Origin of the sequence: Flagellimonas iocasae (assembly GCF_042682725.1) — a bacterium.
Classification (GTDB): domain Bacteria; phylum Bacteroidota; class Bacteroidia; order Flavobacteriales; family Flavobacteriaceae; genus Flagellimonas; species Flagellimonas iocasae.
The window spans coordinates 1,202,279-1,221,912 of record NZ_JBHUHU010000003.1 but is presented as its reverse complement, the minus strand read 5'-3'; the positions used below and the strand labels follow the sequence as shown (position 1 = coordinate 1,221,912).

The window sequence follows — 19,634 nt, the reverse complement described above, 5'->3', positions numbered from 1 at the left end:
GAAGTTTAGCTTAAAAACGGCTGTTTGTAATATCGTTTTCCAGTGGCCTTATACATGGCATTTGCCAACGCCGGAAATACAGGTGGAAATGCAGGCTCGCCCAATCCAGTTGGGTCAATTTGGTTTTGTACAAAATAGACCTCAATATCTTTTGGAGCCTCTTTCATCCGAATCATACGATAGCGGTCAAAGTTCTGCTTATCAGGTTTACCGTCCTTGAAAGTCAGCGAACCGAACAGTGCATTCCCAATGCCATCCACGATGGCACCTTCCAATAAATTGGTTGCCGCATCAGGATTGATAAGAATTCCACAATCCACCGCACAATACACTTTTTGGACTTGGGGCTGTCCATCATTCATGACAAGGTCCACCACTTGGGCGGCATACGAGTTATGACAGAAGTATGCCGAAACACCACGGAATACTCCAGGTTTTTCCTCTCCCCAGTTCGATTTGTCCCTCACTAGCTCCAAAACACCTTTGTAACGGGCGGGATCATAATCATTCTGCTCACCAACGGGATTGTTCTCAGCTCGGGTCAACAAGTCCAATCGAAATTCAATAGGGTCTTTTCCAGCCTCCTCGGCCAGTTCATCCAAGAAAGATTGTTCGGCACAACACATAAAATTGGAACTTGGCGCTCGAAACGAACCTACGGTGATGTTGGAAGGAATCGTCCAGCTCTCTGCCATATAATTGTCCAACGTTCCTGCTGGAAATCTATTTGCAGACAAAGGACTCTCAGGAATTCCACCAGCATTGACGTACAAACCAGTTACATTTTTGTTGGCATCCAACGCTGCTCTGTAGGTAGCACGATAGGTTGGTCTATAAATTCCGGAGGTCATGTCATCTTCACGGGAATAGATCAGTTTAACCGGAGCACCCACTTGTTGTGATATCACCCCAGCCTCTACCAACCAATGGGCATAGGACCTTCGGCCATAGCCACCACCCAGACGGGTCATTTGAATGTCTATTTTATCCAATGGAATACCCAACCGGGCAGATAAGGTCTTTTCGGTGTATTCTGGCTTTTGCAGGGGTCCAGCAAAATTTGCCCGTTCCGCTGTCACATCGGCAAAAAAGTTCATGGGCTCCATACAATTGTGTGCCAAAAAAGGAGCAGTGTAACTTCGCTCCAAAACTTGGGATGCATTGCGCAACGCTTTTTCAGGGTCTCCATCCTTTCTTTGCACATCTCCCTGTTGTTTGGACATTTCTTCCATCTTCAGGTCATGGTCGGATGTACTTTCCAATCCCTCTGGGAAGACAAAAGGCCGTTTAGTGCCGAAAAAATCCTTGATTACATTGAGTTCGGCCCTAGGCTCCCACTCCACCTTGGGCGTGAGCGCTTTTTTTGCATTCATTACCTCCCATGTGGAATTCCCTACAATAGCAACGGAATCCATAAATGAGCAGGTATCAAAAAACTGCCATTCATACGCTTCGTTATAGGTCTTTACTGGAAAAACATCCTTGATTCCGGACATACTTGTTATCTCCGATGCATCAAAATCCTTCAGTTTCATACCGAAGGCCGGCGGATGGATGAGCATGGCAATCAACATTCCCTCTTTCTGATAATCTATTCCGAATAGAGGCTTCCCGGTTACAATTTTATCCAAATCGACGTTCTTTTGGGAAGTACCAATAAGGGTAAACGCTTCAATATTTTTTAAAGCAACAGTTTCCGGGACGGCTATTTGGGAAGCCGCTGTGGCCAATTCACCATACCCTGCTTTTTTGCCACTGGCTGAATGTGACACTTCCCCTTTTTGGGCCGTGATCTCCTCGATTGGCACTTCCCAAAGTTCGGAAGCGGCCCGCATCAACATATATTTCGCGGAGGCGCCAGCTTGCCGTAAACGTTCCCAACTTTGCCGAATGGCCTGACTACCTCCAATAAATTGACGGGTAAATCTATCGGTATCCAGTGGGGCTTGCTCCACAATTACACGGCTCCAGTCGGCATCAAGTTCCTCTGCGATGATCATGGGCATGGACGTCTTCACATTTTGACCTCCTTCTGGATTGGGCGACATGATGGTCACCATTCCGTTTTCAGCTATTTTGATATACCCGTTGACCTCAACCCAATTTTTGGGCAAATCGGCATCAACCCCTTTAGCGTTATCCTTACAGGATAGCATCCAACTGAATCCCAATACCATCCCCCCTCCTGCCAAAGTTGATGATTTTAAAAATAAGCGTCGGTCCATTTGGGTATTCATAGCTATTGGTGTTGAAATTAGACTTTGGTACTGAAATCAAGATACCTATTGCAATCCCTTTAAAATTACGAATTTGATTTCATATCAATATGGACGCTCCGCCAAAATTGATAGTATTGACCATTTCAACATTTCTGAGTCTTTTCAGGGAAAGCTATAAGTCAACGAAAGGTTCCAAGTGAAGTCATCCTCTGGAACAATCTCGGTTTCAATGGCTTTGTTCAATATGGCGCCTATTGATAGTGGAAAATCCTTTTTGCCCAACTTGAAAAAACCTACTAGGTAGTAGCCAATCAGGTCATCAGAACCAAGCAAATACACTTGTGGCGACACATTAAAATACAATTGGTCCGTAAAATAAAGGTTATTGAAATACGAATTCAGGACCAGAAAATTGGTCTGCTTCACTCCGGCATCAAAACCTCTTCCGTACAAATAATACATTCCCACCCCCACATTCTCAGAGATTTTAAAGGTTGGGGCCACCTCAGCTGCAACATACCTTCGGGATTCCAGAATTTCCTCCGTTTGGCCGTTTCTGATAACGCTGACGGTTCTAAAATTCAGGGCCGGATGTGCTCCCACCCTAAGTGAAAACCGTTCTTTTTCAATTGCCTGATACCGAAACCAGAAAAGAAAAGACCAAGGTTTCCCTTCTAAAGCAAAGCGCATATCTGGTTCAAAACTCACTCGGCCTTTTCTAAACTTTAGATCGAATAACACCGCTGGATCACCCAAAGAAAAAGAGGGTACCAAAGAAATGCCGTTGTTTGTTACATTTACGGTTCCCCTAAAATCATCCAAAAAATGCTTTTCCGTCTCCTGTGCCATGGATGTTAAGGTGCTCATCAAAACGAGCAGAGCCACATGGGTGCCCTTGGAGAAACAGAGTAATCTCTTGATGAAGCCAAAAAGTTTTGAAAACCGAGCTCTTTTTAACCAAATTGGATAATAGTTTCTCATTTTCAAGTTGTTAGTTAATTTCCATCAAAGATAATGGTACTGAACCGACCTGCTAGTACCAGTAGTACAGAAAAGCATACCTATATTACAGATTATGAGGGGGTAAGATGAAGAATTTACCCATCCATCCTTAAATTTGATGAAAATTCAGCGTACTAGGAATGTCCCTAATTAATCTTCTGCTATTTCAATGGCCTTTTCCAGTACCTCATCCCTATTTTCCTTGATACCTTTTAGGGTAGGATGCACTTCAACATCAATTTTTACTCCCCTGCGTTGTGTTTCGGTGCCATCTGGATAAAAAATACCCATTCCAGACATACAGGTTCTAATATCACCTCCCAGATTGATATAGGATATATTACCGTCGGCCCCAGCAGTTTGGCTCCCAATGGTCACCACATTATCTGCTGTTTGTAACGCCATTGTGCTAAATTCCGCATGACTTTGGGTGTCTTCATTGACCATGAGTATTATTTTACCCTGATAAATCTCTTTGGGCCGAAGACTTCCCACTTCTCCCCCATCGGTCCATTTGAATTTGCCTGGATAGTTTAAATCAGGTTGAATGGTTTTATAAAAATTCCTTCTTTCTGAGTTCAAATAAGCCCCAACGTGGTACATTGTACCTTTGGGATAATTTCGGATATCAAAAATGATGGCTTTGGTTTGCATTAGGCTGTCCATTATTTTCTTTACATCATCTACCACAATTTCACCCATGTTCACATACCCAATATTATTGGGTAGCATCTTCCATTTTTCCTTGAATGAAGAATGCAGTATATCCCGTGGATAATATTTAGCTTCTTCCTCTCTCACCTGTCCATTCCTTTGAAATTTAATCGTTCGTTCACCTTCCTCAAGAGACCTCACTATTCTGTAATTTAAGTTTCTCAACTTACTGATCTTATTGGAACCCCAAGTATATTCCATTCCTTCCAACAGAAGATTTTCAACCGGCTCATTGTCAATTGCAAGAATTACATCACCTTTTTCCAGTGGTGTCTGTAGTTCCTGAGAGCTCTCATAAAATCCGGTGACTACCAGCTTGTCTTCAACAAAGTTGGTTTTAAACGAAGGCCAGGTATAATTATGGGTAGTTGTTACAAACCAACCGTGGGAATCATCAATTTTAACGACCATCTTCAATAACGCATCATGGAATTCCTTTTCCGTAGATGCTGATTTCAGGGTGGGAATTGCTTCCAAAAGTACTTCACCCCAAGGCTCATCGGTCTGATATTTATATGGAAAGAAGTACTCAATAATGTTCCAGTATTTAAACCCAATCAATAGACGCATGTTTGCATCTTGCCAATCCAAATCGGCATACTCAGGCTCATTTTCCAACGTGATGTTACCAACTTGCTTGTGTTTTACGGAAACATAGTGCTGTTTTCCCTGATTCCTGTTCTTCTCTATGAACCCAAGCTTATCAGAAAGTTCTTTGGTGAAAATTTCAGTATCCTTGATCCATGAGAGGTCAAAGTTTTTATCAAAATAATCCGTTTGGTTGTCTTCATCGCACTTTTTGCAGATGGGTACTTCGCCTAAACCATTTACCCAATCTAAAAGGGTTTGGGAGAATGTTTCTTTGGTTTTTGTCTGCTCCACTTTTGGAAGGATTTTGAGCAACTCCGCATCCCAATCAAATTTTCCCCTGGCGACTTTAGGGTGATAGTATTTTAAAAATCCCCATACTTTGGCCGTGGCGCCCAATCTTTGGTTTTCGGAAAGTTCTTGCGCATGGATTGGAGTAAGATTCACTCCCAAAAAAATGAAAAGAAAAAACGTAATTCTGTACATAGGATATTGGTTTGGATGAACTAAATATAATTTCTTAATTCTTACCAAAGTGACTGCAAATCTGCACTTTAAGAACATTTAACGCTAATTCATGAAATTTTAAGCTATGCTTAACAGCGCTTCTTTCCTTTCCTATTTTTCAAAATCGGGCGAATCGGAGATTATACGTGGCGTTCATGGGAACCAACCATAAAAAAACACCGTCCAATACTCCCAGTTTGAACGTTATAAAAAATATAAACCCCAGCAAAATTGGGATTTACGGCCTGTATGCCTTACCTTTGTACCGATGAAAATCAAGCTCCACGAGAGAAAAAACTGTAGGATCCTTAGTTTTACCTATCTGGTATTTCGCAACCAACCGGATAAATTCATTCCACCTACTTTTTAATCAAAACCTTTAACCAAGGTTTCTCTTGCAATGCGCAATCCTGAAAAAGCAACGCTTTTCGGGATATGGCAAAAAGCCCTATTTGTAACCAAAAACAATACTATCATTTTATCGCAAAACATACGCATGGTAATCAAGACCTACGATGCCTATACCCGACTTTCTACCATGGAAGCCACTCGGTTCACCAATTTTCTTTTTGAACATCAAGAGGGAAAACGGGCCACCGAGAAAGCCATTAGAAAGGCCATACAGTATTCCACCAAGGAAATACCTGGTTTGGGCGGTTATGTGTTCTCCATGGAAGACAAGGATACCATTCTTGCCTTAGCCGTTGTGAACAAAACCGGCATGGGAGATTATATCCCTGAAAACTTTATGGTATTCTTTGTGGTACACCGTGATTTCAGAAACCAAGGAATAGAGGAAAAGCTTCTGGATTACACCCTGCAGTATTGCAAAGGAGATGTTGCCATCCATATAACTGGCGAAAACCAATGCCCAAACAAACAATTTTTTGAAGAATACGGGTTTGCAGAAACCCACACAGAAATGAGATTGAACCGATAAAACACTATATGCTCAAAATTGAAGTAAAACCTGGCGAAAGTATTGAAAGAGCTCTTAAACGCTATAAGAGAAAATACAGAAACACAAAGCGTTTGGATCAAATTCGAGACCGCCAAGAGTACACTAAAAAATCAGTAGAACGAAGAAAAACACTTAAAAAAGCTCAATACAAAGCAAAATACCTTCAAGAAAGGGAAAACGAGTAATATAAACATCATTAACAACAAAATGAAACTTTCAAAGATTAAGAGGGAAACCAAGTATGAAAAACGTTATAGTATTAAAATGGGGGAACTTACCACCCAGGTAACATACGTAAAGCGATACATATTAGGAATCCCTACACGTACATTACACAAGTACAGGGGAACTTACTATGGAAAGATCAAAGACTGCAAGGACTGTAACATATCCGTCTAAAAACATATAAACTTTTTTAATCCAAACAATGAAAGTATTGGTAATTGGTGCAGGTAACATGGGACTTACCTACGCCACCGGTATGTCTAAATCCAAATTGTTGAAGAAACGCAACATTATGGTGCTGGACAAATCGAAAGAGAAATTAGAAGAAGTGGGGAAAATAGCCCATTTTGATGCCATAGACCGCTTGGAGGACTGTGTGCCCCAAGCAGATATCATATTTTTGGCCGTTAAACCCTATCATGCCGAAGACCTTTTCAAACGCATGAAGAGTCTGGTAAAACCGGAACAATTGTTCATTTCCATCATGGCTGGGGTAACCATAAAATATATTCAAGATGCATTGGGCATCACCAAAGTGGTCAGGGCCATGCCCAACCTCCCCGCACAAGTGGGACAGGGACTAACCAGCTATGTTTCAGCAGAGGAAGTATCCCGTTTGGAGCTTTTTATGGTGGAAGGTCTTTTGGATACCACCGGGAAATCGCTCCGCGTAAAAAGTGAAAACTATATCGATGCCTCTACCGGAATTTCTGGAAGTGGGCCAGCGTATGTCTTCTATTTTATGCAGAGTATGATGGACGCTGCCCTTCAAATGGGCTTTTCCGAAAACGTATCCAAAGTGTTGGTGAGTCAGACCTTTACCGGAGCCGTGGAACTGTTCAACCAGAACAATCTTACCCCAGATTCATGGATGGAGCGTGTAGCTTCAAAAGGGGGAACCACTAGAGCCGCTTTGGATTCCATGAAAGACAATAATGTAGGTGAAATGATCAAGGAAGCTGCCTTTGCAGCCTTTAATCGCGCCGTAGAACTCGGCGAAGAATACTAAAACATGTATAAAGAACTCGTGGTCATAAAGGTGGGAACCAATGTTATGACCAACAAAGACAATAGAATTGTAAGGCCCGTGCTCAAAAAGCTGGTAAAACAGGTTGCGGAGCTGTACGAACGTGATATTATGACCATTTTGGTCTCCTCAGGTTCCGTAATTGCCGGAAAAGAAGTGCTGGGAAAGGCCAAAATCAAGGACAAGACTCAGAGAAGGCAAGTGTACTCCGCTATTGGACAACCCCGAATGATGCGGCTGTACTACAACATTTTTAGGGATTACGGAATGAAGTGTGCCCAGGTACTTCCCACAAAACGGGATTTTAACCCCGGTATGCACCGAGACAATATGATCAATTGTATTGAAGGACTCCTGTCCGAAGGTGTAGTGCCCATCGCCAATGAAGATGATGCCGTATCCGTGGCCATGTCCATGTTTTCGGACAATGATGAATTGGCCACCTTAATTGCACAGCTGATGAATGCCGATAAATTGATTTTGATGACTGATATTGATGGTTTGTATGATGGCCATCCCGAAGATGAAGAATCAAAAGTTATTGGGACAGTTGCGCCCAAAGAAGATTTGGACAAGTACATTGAAGAAGGAAACAAGGCCGAAGGCGAAGGTCGTGGTGGTATGGGCTCAAAATTGAGTTACGCCCAAATGGCCGCAGCGGACAACATTACGTCATACATTGTGAACGGGAAAAGAGAAAATGTAATACTGGATATTGTAGAAGGAAAACAAGTTGGGACCAAAGTTTCCCTGTAAAAAATGAGAACAATGAAATTATTGAATACAGACATAAAAAACAACGTATTGGCTGATATGGAACGCATTCTCGATGAGAATCGAGAAGAACTCCTCCAAGCCAATCAAAAAGATTTGGATGCATTCAACCGGGATGACCAAGCACTTTATGACCGTTTGGTGGTCGACCAGAAAAAAGTGGACCTAATGATCCAGTCGGTGAAAGAGGTTCGAATGCAGAAAGATCCGGTGAATCAAGAGATTTCAACCAAAAATTTGGATAACGGACTTAAAATCATCAACAAAACGGCCCCATTTGGGACTATAATGATCATTTATGAGTCGCGCCCAGACGTTACCGTTGAAGCTGCCGTTTTAGCCTTTAAGGCCAACAATAAAATTCTACTAAAAGGTGGTAAAGAAGCCTATCATAGTAACAAGGTGTTGGTAAAACTTTGGCATCAGGCACTATCCGAAAACAATCTTCCAGAAGATTTTATCCAATTTTTGGAAATGGATCGCACCCAGACCCAGGAATTTTTGAAGAATCCAGACCAAGACCTTGATTTGATTGTACCCCGAGGCGGGGAGCGACTTATAGCCTTTGTAAAGGAACACGCCAAGTGTGCTGTCCTGGTCAGTGGGCGGGGGAACAATTTCCTGTATGTGCATAAAGAAGCCGATTGGAAAAAAAGCTTGGATGTGATCATCAATGCCAAAACGCATAAAATATCCGCCTGCAATGCCTTAGACAAAATTTTGGTCGACTCAGGGATTGAAGGTTATGAGGATAAACTAAAAGAACTCAAACAGCTTCTGAGCGATAAAGGAGTATCTATTTTGGTAGATAAAAAGGTGAAAACCGTATTATCTGAAGAAGATTTGATTCCTAATGAATCCATTTGGCAAGAAGAGTTCTTGGCCATGAAATGCGTTATTGGGGCTGTTGCTGGATTGGATGAAACAATTGAAAAGATAAACGCAAACTCCGGAGGTCATTCGGCCACCATTATGACCCAGAACAACAGCGTTGCCCAGACTTTTATGGAAAATGTGGACTGCGCTGCAGTATATCAAAATGCCTCCACCCGATTTACCGACGGTGGACAGATGGGGGTTGGTGCCGAGTTGGCCATCAGCACGGATAAATTGCATCACAGAGGCCCTCTTGGGTTGAATGAATTGGTCACAAACAAATACTATGTATTTGGTGACGGTCAGGTGAGAGTTTAAAAATCATTCCTTAAATGGACAAGGCGTTGGAGTAAACCCCAACGCCTTTTTTTATGTATAAATTGGAATAAGTATAAAAAAGACAGTTTTTGGTCAAAATATTGGTCATTTTTTCAGAAAATATCTAGATTTAGTACTCTAAACATATTACCATGGGAAAATTTGAAATTAAAAAAGATAAATCTGGTCAGTTCAGGTTTAATTTAAAGGCTGGTAACGGTCAGGTTATTTTGAGCAGTGAAGCGTATACAACAAAATCTGCTTGTGAAAACGGCATTGAATCTGTCCGAAAGAATTCTCAGGACGATGGAAAATTCGAAAGAAAGACCGCCAAAGACGGTAGCCCTTACTTTAACCTAAAGGCCACCAATGGTCAAGTTATTGGAGCCAGCGAAATGTATTCCAGCACTTCGGCGATGGAAAATGGAGTAGCTTCTGTAAAGAAAAATGCTCCCGACGCTTCTGTGGATGATATTTCCTCCTAGTAAATAAGCACCGTAAATAATATTGATTGAAGCAGTCCAAATGGACTGCTTTTTTATTTAACCACCAAACCAGATTGCCCATTCGTTAGTTGAAAAGGGCCATCCATAAGGTGGCGTACCCATAAACTACAAATCCAACTTATGTTTGCTATGCAATTACGCGTTAAACCATATTGAAAAGCAAGATCAATTTTAACGCATGCACATATAGCAATGCACTTTTTTAGACTGTTGGTCATAAAAGTGTTTAGTTTAGTTGAGGTTTCCGTTACGCCAAGGAATCAAAATGATTCCTTGGTTGTAATGGTTTTTTTGTTTTGGTCAAAAGGTATCCTTTCACAATCTATTCTTGATAATTGCCCTATTGATCAGAATCCATGGCATTCCCTTATTATAGCTTACAAAAAAACGGGTCTTTTTCCTACTTGGATTGCATCGCCGTAAATCCATTTTGCCAATTTATCAATTGAAAGGCACCGTTCGTTCATTTGCCCAACACGCCCTCACATATTTCTTCTCTCTTTGTGGAACGCTTCGCGATAAAGAGGCGACAGTAAACGCAGTACCATAAAAACCTTTTAAAATGTATTCAAGAATAATTTTGATGGGCCTTTTGCTCATCCTATCAACCGGAATAAGCCATGCACAATCGTATGTAGGCTTTTTAGAGGACAATTATAGTGGGGTTCATAAAGTTATATCCAACCCTGCGGAAATTGCCGACTCCAGACTTAAATTAGACGTTAACCTATTTGGCGTGAGTTCATTCGTAGGAAATGATTATATCGCATTCAATTTAGATGATGTCTTCAGCAACTTTAGCGATGCTTTTGACAACGCCGCAACATTTCCTACCGAAAACAACTTTATTGCCTGGAACATTGATGTTTTGGGCCCTTCTGTCATGCTAAGCATTGATGAAAAACAATCATTGGCCATATTTACTCGAGCAAGGGCATTTTTCAATGTCAGCGATGTTAATGGGGAACTCTTGGACAAAGAAGGTGGGTTTGATGAAACCGAAGATTTTTCCCTTAATGAAGGCGATGTATTTGGCGCTTTTAATCTTTGGGGCGAAATAGGAGCCACCTACGCACGCGTACTTTTGAACAAGGAACAGCACTTTTTAAAAGGAGGTCTTTCCTTAAAGTATATCCAAGGTATGGGAAATGTCTATATCCGGGGATCAGCTGTTTCCGTGAATTATAATTCTGGAACAGATCAAGTTAGTACCACAGGTGAATTCACCTATGGTAATACCGATACTTTTGATGATGCTGGAAATGGAGGAGATTTCTTTGATTTTAGCGGAGGAAGTGGTTTTGGAGCTGACTTGGGCCTTGTATACGAATGGAGGCCAAACCATGCCCAATACACTAAATTGGATGCAGAAGGAAATCAGATTGTGGATAGAGGCGCCAATAAGTATAAATTAAAATGGAGTGCTTCATTAACTGATATTGGTGAAATATCAGATGTTAACGGAGTGCAAAGGGTCTACGACCTTAACAAAACCCAAGATAAAGACAATTTTGATGGCGATGTATTGGAAGATGGACTTGATGAAAACTTTGACCTACTATCAGAATCTAAATCGGCAAGTGTTACACTGCCAACAGCTTTCCACACCAATGTGGATTGGAATCTTAACTCCAAATTCTATCTAAACTTTAATGCGGATTTACCTCTTACTCCAAAACAAAGAACAAACACCAATAGAATTTTGGGACAATTTAGATTCACCCCGCGTTTCGAAAGTACTTGGCTTGGCGTCTTTTCTCCAGTGAGCATTCTTGAAGGAGCAGGGTTTCAATGGGGTGCTGGATTACGACTGGGACCTGTATACTTGGGTTCGGGCTCCATCATTTCTGCTATTGCTGGTAAAAACACAAAGGCTGTGGATCTCTTTGCCGGACTAAAGATTCCTGTATATCAGAATAAACTCAAAGACAGGGATAATGATGGAATAATAAACCAAGAAGACCAATGCCCAGATACCCCAGGACCTATCGAAAACAAAGGATGCCCTTGGAAAGATTCTGATGGTGATGAAATATTGGACAAAGATGATAACTGTCCAGCTGAGGTGGGTCCTGCAGAAAATAATGGATGCCCTTGGAAAGATACAGATGGGGATGGTGTTTTGGATAAAGACGATGCTTGCCCAACCGAAGCAGGTCTTGCCGAACATAATGGCTGTCCAGATACTGATGGAGATGGTATCATTGACAGTGAGGACCGCTGTCCTAAAAATCCAGGAAGTATTGAAAACAAAGGATGCCCAGACACCGACGGTGATACGCTTGTAGATATTGATGACGAATGCCCTGAAATGGCAGGCCCTGTAGAAAATAAAGGGTGTCCTGTACTAACCGTAGAAGTTCAAAAACAATTGAACGACTATGCCAAAACAATTCTTTTTGATACTGGGAAGGCTACAATTAAACCAGAATCTGTTTCAACTATGGTAGACATCATTCAAATCTTGAATGAATATCCAAATGCCAAATTTACGGTTGAAGGCCACACCGACAGTGTTGGAAGCAGCGAAAGCAACCAAAAGCTTTCAGAAGCACGTGCCAATTCTGTTAGGGATTTCTTGATCAATGAAGGCATTGTGGGAACCAGATTGACCGCCATTGGATATGGAGAAGAAAAACCAATAGCATCCAATACAACCAAAATTGGAAGACAACAGAACAGAAGGGTTGAAATTAATTTGATCAAATAGCTATCCTGTCCATAATTCAATATTGAATTAAGAATGTAAGGTTTGGTGTAACTCGTGTATTCTTAAATTGCAGAGATAGTTGGCCGTCAAGAAAATTCTTGGCGGCCTTTTTTGATTCCAAATGCCAATTGGCAATCTAAAATTTGGTTCAAAAAAGTCCCGTAAGCGATTGCAAAATGCTCCATTCTAATTTTTCGACATAAATCCATTTAGGGCTTTCGTCAATTCTAACCCGTCATAGGTTAATTGGCCCCAATCTATATAACATAGGTATAGTACTTTAATTCTATGTTAACATAGCGCCATGTATTTCATCCCAAAGGTATGTGGCCAAAACCTACTTGCTTATGACTAAATTTTTACACATATCAAATAGTTACTTTGCAAAATTAAAGAGGTTTATTCACTGTACACTTCTTCTCTTACTTATCCTTGGAACAGCCTCACAAATGCATGGGCAAAGAACAGTAAATGATACTTGGTTTAGGGCGGATAAAGCTGTAAATGCAGATCCATTGGGAATTGGCTTCTTTCTTCCAGACCCAGGAGTGCCAAGTACTTTTGGAAATCTTGGTGGAGACGGTTCCCCAGTCACTACATGGTATGATATTATTGATTTCGAACCTCAAAATGCCATCCCTCATCCCGTCAGCGTAAATGATTATCCAAACGCTTGGAATGGTTCTCCTCCAGGTTTTGCTTATTCGCAAGGCAATGGCTTTCTGTGGCCTACAGGTTCGGTTCCAAATCTTCCAACATTTCACAGGAACATTGACGACAACCTAAATTTTAATCCGGTTGTCCATTTCGATGGCAATGATGGTGGTGGGGTTGGACAAGCTTTGCATTTTAGGTCTCATTCCCAAGAGGACATGGCTGTATTTATTGTTTTCAAAGCACTTGGATCGGGAAATTCAGCAGAAACACAACGGCTTCTTTTTGGTGGGGTTGTTGATACACTGCATACCTCGGCAAATGAAGATGATTGGGCTGGCAACCTATCATTAGGGGTTGCGGACAATAACCGTTTTTCCATAGGTAGAACATGGTACACTGGCCCGCAAGCAGATAACAATATTGCCAACTACGATATCAACGAAAATCAAGAATTTTTTCAAAGCGGTGCTATTGATCTTTTAGGAGAACCCACCATAGGCGTCTTTACTAGACTTACCAGTTTTGAGCAAGAAACACTCAATACCTTTGTAAATGGTATTGCGGATATCAATGTAACAAGATCTGGCAACCCATTTTTTGACAATATCCTTTTCGATCACAATAGACTGGGTAAACATTTTAACAGCAACGATGCAGACCGCAACCTTACCGGGGATATTGCGGAAGTGATTTTAATGGATGTTGACCCCTCCAATCCCATTACCAACAATGTAAGAATGAGAGTGGAAAGTTATTTGGCCATTAAATATGGTATCACACTTACTAATGAAAACCAACTGGGCAGCATTGTTGGAAACGGCACATACGATTACCTTGCGGCAGATGGCACCATAATATGGCAGTCCGATGCAACCTATAAACATGACATCGCTGGAATAGGAAGAGATCGTCATCAAAGTCCAGGCAATCTTGATTATAGACTTTGGTACAATCTCGATCAGCGAATTTCCAAAAGTGTTAATGCCGATGCAATAGTTACTATTTCTACTGACACAGATTTCGTTTCGGACAATTTAATGATTGATGGTGATCCGATGACTCCAGAACGTACCCCAATTGATGGAAGCCTTTTTCAGTATGACCATAATTATCTGCTTTGGGGAAATAATAACCTAAGTATCAATCGAACCAATGTTGAGTTACCTACCGGAATTGATTTCCGGCTTGAAAGAGAATGGAAGGTTCAACTAACACGAACACGTCCAGGGCAAGTAGACCCCATCACAGGAGTAAGTATCCGGGTAGATTTATCGGGTTCTGATATTTTGAGCAATGGCAATTGTGGCTTAAAGCTGTTGATTGATGGAGATGGGGATTTCACCAAAGGTGCTATTACGCAAATCGATGCCACCAGTATTGATGGAAATGACAATGCCTACTTTGATGGAATAGACTTTTTGGATGGCCAAGTCTTTACTATTGGTGTACTTGCCGCCCCCACCATCGCCGCCGTGGCCCAACAGCCCAGCACATGCGGGGCCAGCGACGGGGAGATAGAGTTCACCTTCACCAACGTGCCCGATGGCAACAACTATACCATAACCTATGACGGGGACAGCTTCACCAACGTCACCGTGGCAGGGAACACCGCCAGCGTCACCGGACTGGCGGCCGGCAACTACAACAACCTGGCCATCACCGTGGCGGGGTGCACCTCACAGCAGGACCCCGATGTCGTGCTCACATCGTCAGGATTTAACATCTCAACAACTGTACAAAATGAGACATGTTGGGAAAGTACAGATGGTTCAATAAGTGTGAACACAGATACCGATGATCTACCCTTAACAGTTCAATTGAATTCCATGCAACCTATGGTATTCAACAATAATTCATTTGTAATAGATGGGTTATCTTCTGGAAATTATGAAATAATCATTATTGACAATAGTGGTTGTCAATCAGAAACTACCTTTGAGATTCTGGGTGGAGGGCCAAATCTTGATGCAATTGTGGAACCTCTCTATTCATGTAATTCAGGATTACCATCCATTAGTATTGATGTGACTTTGTTGGATTCCAGCATAGCGAACGAAGTGCTGTATGCTTTGGATTCCACAAATCCCAATGATTTTATAATCAGTCCTGATTTTGAGAATATAGCTTCAGGAAATCACATCTTATCCATAATGCATACTAATGGTTGCTTGGTTGAGATTCCTTTCACAATTGATGAAATCAATCCCTTAAGCATAAGCTTATCAAATGAATTTGTCAATCAGATAACAGTCAATGCGAGCGGTGGATTTCCTCCATACACTTACTATTTTGATGACAATAATGGAAGTTCCTCAAACACCTATACCATTACTCGAAACGGAACTTTTGTGGTTACTGTAATTGACGGTCGAGGATGTGATGTGACTTCTTCAATAACATTGAACCTTGTGGAGATATCCATACCGAATTTTTTCACTCCGAACAATGATGGCCAGAATGACTTCTGGAAGCCAAAAAACATGGAACTTTTCCCTGATATCAAAACTTTCATATTTGACCGTTATGGCAGAAAATTAAATATCATGGGACAACTTGATAATGGATGGGATGGCCGCTACCAATCTCAAAGCATGCCTTCTGGAGATTACTGGTACATTGTGAAACTGAATGATGGCAGCGGTCGCGAATTTGTGGGTCACTTTACTTTATACAGATAATTACTAATGAAATTACAGATAAGAAAAATATTGGTTTGTTTGTTTTTAACCACCGGTTTTGCTGGCAAGGCACAGGAATTGACTATACCCCAGCTCTCTCAATATCTTTCGGACAATCCTTTTTTGATGTCGCCCTCATTTGCCGGCATCGGAAATTATGTTAAGGTTAGGATGAATGGCCTTACCCAATGGGTCGGGGTCAAAGACGCTCCAGATACCCAATCACTTTCAGCAGATGTACGGTTGGGAAACCGTTCTGGAATTGGCATGGTCCTTTATAATGATTCAAACGGAGAGACCAAACAAAGGGGAGGTAAAGTCTCCTTTGCACATCATTTGACCATCAGTAAATATGAAGACCATTTTTTTTCAATGGCCCTTTCATTTAATCTAAATCAATTTAGAATAGATATTGAAAACTTTGATCCGAATGACGACCAGGCCATTGCAGGTGACAAAAGTTCAAGCAATCCCAACTTTGATATTGGCACTTTATATAGAAGAGGCGGGTTTTACCTTAGTCTTAATGTTTCAAACATCTTGAACAAAGATCTAACTAGGTTCAATCCCATCTTTGAACCCAATACGCTTCGAAATTACTACGTCTATTCTGGATATACCTATCGCAGAAATAGAAGAGCAGATTTTGAAATTGAGCCATCAATATTCTTCCAGTATTTTGAAAATGACAAGCGTTCTGTGACTGATTTCAATACCAAATTTAAATGGTATGACTTTCTTGACTACTACTATGCTGGTTTCACTTATCGGTTTTTGAATGACCAACTCGGGGCACCGCTCTATATTGCCCCAATACTAGGCCTCAAAAAGGGAGACTTTTACTTTGGATATTCTTATCAGGTTATCATGAATGAACTACTAGGGTATTCAAAGGGAACACATGTAATAACGCTTGGGGTAGACCTTTTTCAGGGTGTCTCCAATTGCAGTTGCACTTATTAATCATTAAACACTATTTGTATGAAACAAAACCCAAAATCACCAAAAAAACTTAACCTACTTTTATTTATTGGCATTTTCATTGTTTTTATATCCTGTAGCAATGATCGATCTCTTATTTATGATGGGGAAACTCCAGAAGTTAAACTATCTGCTTCCACAACAGACACAATTGTTTATGCTCTGGTAGATAACGTCAAGGTTCCCGTATATCTATCAATTCCTAAGGAGTGTGCGGTAAATGGTCCCTTTCCCGCAGTGGTGGTAATGCACGGATCTTATGGTCTTTGGTACCAGAATAGCCCGGAGAGCCAAACCATGTCCGGCCAATTTAAGGAATGGCAAAATATCCTTGCAGAAAACTGTATTGTTGGAGCTTTTGTAGATAGTTATACCGAAAGAGGTGTTATTACAAGAACTGGAAAATGGGCAGAACTTCCTAATAACATAAAAATAAGTGCCCAATTTGTGCGACCTAGAGACGCGAATGCTACCCTTGCCCTTTTACAAAACTTAAAATATGAAGATGGAACCACTGTTGTCCAAAGCGAGGATATTGCACTTTTAGGCTTTTCCGATGGGGCGACTGCAGTGGCTTCAACCCTAATTGACACAGATAAAGTTCCTACGGATTTTGTATGGACACAGAGTGATAATGGGACCGTTTATGATGCTTCGGATGGTATCCTGCCTCCGCAATCTAAACCCGATGTAGGTTTTTCGGGAGGTGTTTTCTACTATGGAGGCTCTGTTGGATATAATTATTGGGGCAAGCACCCTTGTGGACTGGAAGTATTGGAAGAAAATGTTTTCTACCCTTATGCTCCAATGTTATATCATATCCCTGGAGATGACAAACTAACTGATAATACATTTTGCATGTTAGATGTTCTCGAAGCAAAAGGAGCTCCCGTGGAAACATTTTATTACGAGAATGCGGCCCATAGTTTTGATTACGATCATATTCCTGATAGTGAATTGGCTCGTGCACGCACCATAGCGTGGTTGAAAGAGATTTGGAATACGAACTGACCTTAAAAAATAAACCTAAGACTACTTATGGACACCATCAATATTGTCTCCTTTAACCTCATTTTGGAGACCAGCTTTTCAACCTTCCCCATATAGTTCCCAAGAACCACTCGGCCCTAAAAAGCTTAAAACGTCCATAGATAGTTCATGGCCTTAAACCAAGGGCATTCTTTAAACATTATGGGAACACAAAACCTTCATCCTCAAAACAGAAATTAGAACCAGCCCTAAAAGGGGCAACACCCAAATACCTAAACATTGAAATAACATGAGAGAAAGCTTTCTTGAAAAATGGATTTTGGATTTAGTAAAATCTGAATATGAACACGGAAGAATCCCTAAAAAAGCAACCTATAGACTAAGGGAGAGAATGGACGACTTTATAGAGGTAACCATTGAATGGATGGATGAAGACAACAACCATTATAAAATTGTGTACAATGCTCGATCGTTTGGCAAAAAAAACACTGCCAAAAAATCAGAGATTACAGAAGACACCAATTCAATATTTGAACTGGAGAACTACTATACTTTGGAAATACATACCTATTTAAACCATATTAAAAGAAACTATAGTACAAGGAAAATTGCCAACTATGATGTAATGAATGTTATTGGTCAATTGGAACTCTCAGATGAAAAAAATGACATTGAAACATAATATTGAAGTCAACTATCCAATAGATTGGCCCATTTTTACTTTTTGTCCGTTGAAAGTAATTAGTGCGTTTATTCTCAATACGGGTCTACACTTTTTTATATTGGTTTTAAGTCATTATATTCTTGTTTTATGTGCATTTCATCTATGAAAACATACACTTAATCGCATAAAAAATATCCATCAATTGAGAACCACCATCTATATATTGTGGTACTAAAATTAAGTTAGCAATTTGTTACTTGGTTAAAGATTTAAACGTTCCCTGAGTTTTTAATCAAAAATTTTCATATGCAAATGTTAACTATAGCATGGACATTGATTTGTGCAGGAATAATTATAGGATACCCTATTTATCTTTTTAATAGAACTTCTTCCATATCAAACAACAATGGTCAGAATTCAAGACCATTATCCAGTAACACTGTGGAACTTTTATCTTTTGATATTCGAAATCAATTGCCAGGTTGGTCATTTACAATTGATGTCCCCGAAATTACAGAAGATGTGCTTTATAACAGCCCTATTCTATTCTATCTCGAATCCGAAGAAGCATGTTTAAAACTACCTTTTAATAATGCCACCTTAGGCTATTCAGCCAATGTGTATAAAAATGTGGGCAAAGTATACGTGACGTTTAAATCCCTTAACGATGGTGTCTCTAATTTTTATATCCCTTCTTGGCATCTAAGCAAATTGAAAATCCTGATTATTAAATCACGTGACAAAAGAATTTATGGGGATTGGGGAGCAAAGCCCAACAAATCACCTATTCATAAAGGTCTTTTAAAAGCAGGTATCAACATCAATGATTATGAGGATATCTTGGGCTATTTTAGCAATATTGCCGCCATTGACTTTAAAGGTCATTTTGTAGCACCCATGCCTAAAAGATACAAGCGAATACAACCAACACCACAGGACGAAGACCATAAATTATATTCAACAGCGTAGAAGACACAAATTAAGTTGGTTTTTATGGATCTCTCTTTTTAAAAGTGAGCAAAAACGCAGAAATCGCTTCAAAAAAAATTCCATGAATTCATAAAGGCATTTCATAAACCCAAAACCTATATACATCAACTTAGGACTGGAGGTTAGAGCAAACGAACTTAGTTTTATTACGATATAATACCACGTATGATTCAAAAAGAAACACAGTTATTGGGCTGCACGCAGACTACTATGGTACTGTCTTCAGTTCTGGCGATGAAGATAGTGC

The 19,634-nt window shown here is 40.6% G+C and carries 15 protein-coding genes; 12 read left to right on the top strand and 3 right to left on the bottom strand.

Translation table 11 applies throughout. From position 1 onward, the window contains the following. Window positions 1-5: 5 nt before the first annotated feature. The 3 genes from ACFSJE_RS12685 to ACFSJE_RS12675 all read right to left on the bottom strand — a co-directional run bounded on the left by ACFSJE_RS12685 (window position 6) and on the right by ACFSJE_RS12675 (window position 5,009). Window positions 6-2,237 (bottom strand): xanthine dehydrogenase family protein molybdopterin-binding subunit, encoded by a 2,232-nt coding sequence (locus ACFSJE_RS12685; RefSeq protein ID WP_379831341.1) that lies wholly within the window; start codon window positions 2,235-2,237, stop codon window positions 6-8. A gap of 144 nt (window positions 2,238-2,381) precedes the next feature. Continuing rightward, window positions 2,382-3,200 carry a hypothetical protein gene (locus ACFSJE_RS12680; RefSeq protein WP_379831340.1) on the bottom strand — a complete coding sequence of 273 codons (819 nt, stop codon included), beginning with the start codon at window positions 3,198-3,200 and terminating at the stop codon, window positions 2,382-2,384. A gap of 171 nt (window positions 3,201-3,371) precedes the next feature. Further along, a complete protein-coding gene (locus ACFSJE_RS12675; protein WP_379831339.1) occupies window positions 3,372-5,009 on the bottom strand; it encodes a S41 family peptidase in 1,638 nt (545 codons plus the stop codon). 517 nt (window positions 5,010-5,526) lie between these two features. On the opposite strand from ACFSJE_RS12675, the gene ACFSJE_RS12670 reads away from it, so the two are divergent. The 12 genes from ACFSJE_RS12670 (at window position 5,527) to ACFSJE_RS12615 (ending at window position 19,366) form a co-directional block, all read left to right on the top strand. Then, a complete protein-coding gene (locus tag ACFSJE_RS12670) occupies window positions 5,527-5,970 on the top strand; it encodes a GNAT family N-acetyltransferase (protein WP_379831338.1) in 444 nt (147 codons plus the stop codon). A gap of 8 nt (window positions 5,971-5,978) precedes the next feature. Next, window positions 5,979-6,176, top strand: a complete 198-nt coding sequence (gene rpsU, locus ACFSJE_RS12665; protein ID WP_379831337.1) for a 30S ribosomal protein S21 — start codon at window positions 5,979-5,981, stop codon at window positions 6,174-6,176. Between the two features lie 242 nt (window positions 6,177-6,418). Then, window positions 6,419-7,225 (top strand): pyrroline-5-carboxylate reductase, encoded by an 807-nt coding sequence (gene proC, locus ACFSJE_RS12660; RefSeq protein WP_379831336.1) that lies wholly within the window; start codon window positions 6,419-6,421, stop codon window positions 7,223-7,225. Between the two features lie 3 nt (window positions 7,226-7,228). Beyond that, on the top strand, window positions 7,229-7,999 hold the full coding sequence (gene proB, locus ACFSJE_RS12655; protein WP_379831335.1) for a glutamate 5-kinase: 771 nt from the start codon (window positions 7,229-7,231) through the stop codon (window positions 7,997-7,999). A gap of 12 nt (window positions 8,000-8,011) precedes the next feature. Next, the gene (locus tag ACFSJE_RS12650) at window positions 8,012-9,211 is read left to right on the top strand and encodes a glutamate-5-semialdehyde dehydrogenase (RefSeq protein ID WP_379831334.1); all 1,200 of its coding nucleotides are present in this window, start codon (window positions 8,012-8,014) and stop codon (window positions 9,209-9,211) included. Between the two features lie 152 nt (window positions 9,212-9,363). Continuing rightward, complete coding sequence (locus ACFSJE_RS12645; protein ID WP_379831333.1) at window positions 9,364-9,696, top strand: YegP family protein; 333 nt, start codon at window positions 9,364-9,366, stop codon at window positions 9,694-9,696. 583 nt (window positions 9,697-10,279) lie between these two features. Next, window positions 10,280-12,427, top strand: a complete 2,148-nt coding sequence (locus tag ACFSJE_RS12640) for a DUF5723 family protein (protein WP_379831332.1) — start codon at window positions 10,280-10,282, stop codon at window positions 12,425-12,427. 449 nt (window positions 12,428-12,876) lie between these two features. Further along, a complete protein-coding gene (locus tag ACFSJE_RS12635) occupies window positions 12,877-15,762 on the top strand; it encodes a T9SS type B sorting domain-containing protein (RefSeq protein WP_379831331.1) in 2,886 nt (961 codons plus the stop codon). 6 nt (window positions 15,763-15,768) lie between these two features. After that, complete coding sequence (locus ACFSJE_RS12630) at window positions 15,769-16,725, top strand: PorP/SprF family type IX secretion system membrane protein (protein ID WP_379831330.1); 957 nt, start codon at window positions 15,769-15,771, stop codon at window positions 16,723-16,725. Window positions 16,726-16,743: 18 nt separating this feature from the next. Next, window positions 16,744-17,754, top strand: a complete 1,011-nt coding sequence (locus ACFSJE_RS12625) for a dienelactone hydrolase family protein (RefSeq protein ID WP_379831329.1) — start codon at window positions 16,744-16,746, stop codon at window positions 17,752-17,754. A 268-nt stretch (window positions 17,755-18,022) separates the two neighbouring features. Further along, window positions 18,023-18,415 carry a hypothetical protein gene (locus ACFSJE_RS12620; RefSeq protein ID WP_379831328.1) on the top strand — a complete coding sequence of 131 codons (393 nt, stop codon included), beginning with the start codon at window positions 18,023-18,025 and terminating at the stop codon, window positions 18,413-18,415. A gap of 288 nt (window positions 18,416-18,703) precedes the next feature. After that, window positions 18,704-19,366: a hypothetical protein gene (locus ACFSJE_RS12615; protein ID WP_379831327.1), complete on the top strand. Its 663-nt coding sequence runs from the start codon at window positions 18,704-18,706 to the stop codon at window positions 19,364-19,366. The last annotated feature ends 268 nt before the right edge of the window (window positions 19,367-19,634 follow it).

Coding starts and splice junctions, on each gene's coding strand:
- ACFSJE_RS12685 (WP_379831341.1), bottom strand. CDS start 2,237: ATGAATACCCAAATGGACCGACGCTTATTTTTAAAATCATCAACTTTG.
- ACFSJE_RS12680 (WP_379831340.1), bottom strand. CDS start 3,200: ATGAGAAACTATTATCCAATTTGGTTAAAAAGAGCTCGGTTTTCAAAA.
- ACFSJE_RS12675 (WP_379831339.1), bottom strand. CDS start 5,009: ATGTACAGAATTACGTTTTTTCTTTTCATTTTTTTGGGAGTGAATCTT.
- ACFSJE_RS12670 (WP_379831338.1), top strand. CDS start 5,527: ATGGTAATCAAGACCTACGATGCCTATACCCGACTTTCTACCATGGAA.
- rpsU (WP_379831337.1), top strand. CDS start 5,979: ATGCTCAAAATTGAAGTAAAACCTGGCGAAAGTATTGAAAGAGCTCTT.
- proC (WP_379831336.1), top strand. CDS start 6,419: ATGAAAGTATTGGTAATTGGTGCAGGTAACATGGGACTTACCTACGCC.
- proB (WP_379831335.1), top strand. CDS start 7,229: ATGTATAAAGAACTCGTGGTCATAAAGGTGGGAACCAATGTTATGACC.
- ACFSJE_RS12650 (WP_379831334.1), top strand. CDS start 8,012: ATGAAATTATTGAATACAGACATAAAAAACAACGTATTGGCTGATATG.
- ACFSJE_RS12645 (WP_379831333.1), top strand. CDS start 9,364: ATGGGAAAATTTGAAATTAAAAAAGATAAATCTGGTCAGTTCAGGTTT.
- ACFSJE_RS12640 (WP_379831332.1), top strand. CDS start 10,280: ATGTATTCAAGAATAATTTTGATGGGCCTTTTGCTCATCCTATCAACC.
- ACFSJE_RS12635 (WP_379831331.1), top strand. CDS start 12,877: ATGCATGGGCAAAGAACAGTAAATGATACTTGGTTTAGGGCGGATAAA.
- ACFSJE_RS12630 (WP_379831330.1), top strand. CDS start 15,769: ATGAAATTACAGATAAGAAAAATATTGGTTTGTTTGTTTTTAACCACC.
- ACFSJE_RS12625 (WP_379831329.1), top strand. CDS start 16,744: ATGAAACAAAACCCAAAATCACCAAAAAAACTTAACCTACTTTTATTT.
- ACFSJE_RS12620 (WP_379831328.1), top strand. CDS start 18,023: ATGAGAGAAAGCTTTCTTGAAAAATGGATTTTGGATTTAGTAAAATCT.
- ACFSJE_RS12615 (WP_379831327.1), top strand. CDS start 18,704: ATGCAAATGTTAACTATAGCATGGACATTGATTTGTGCAGGAATAATT.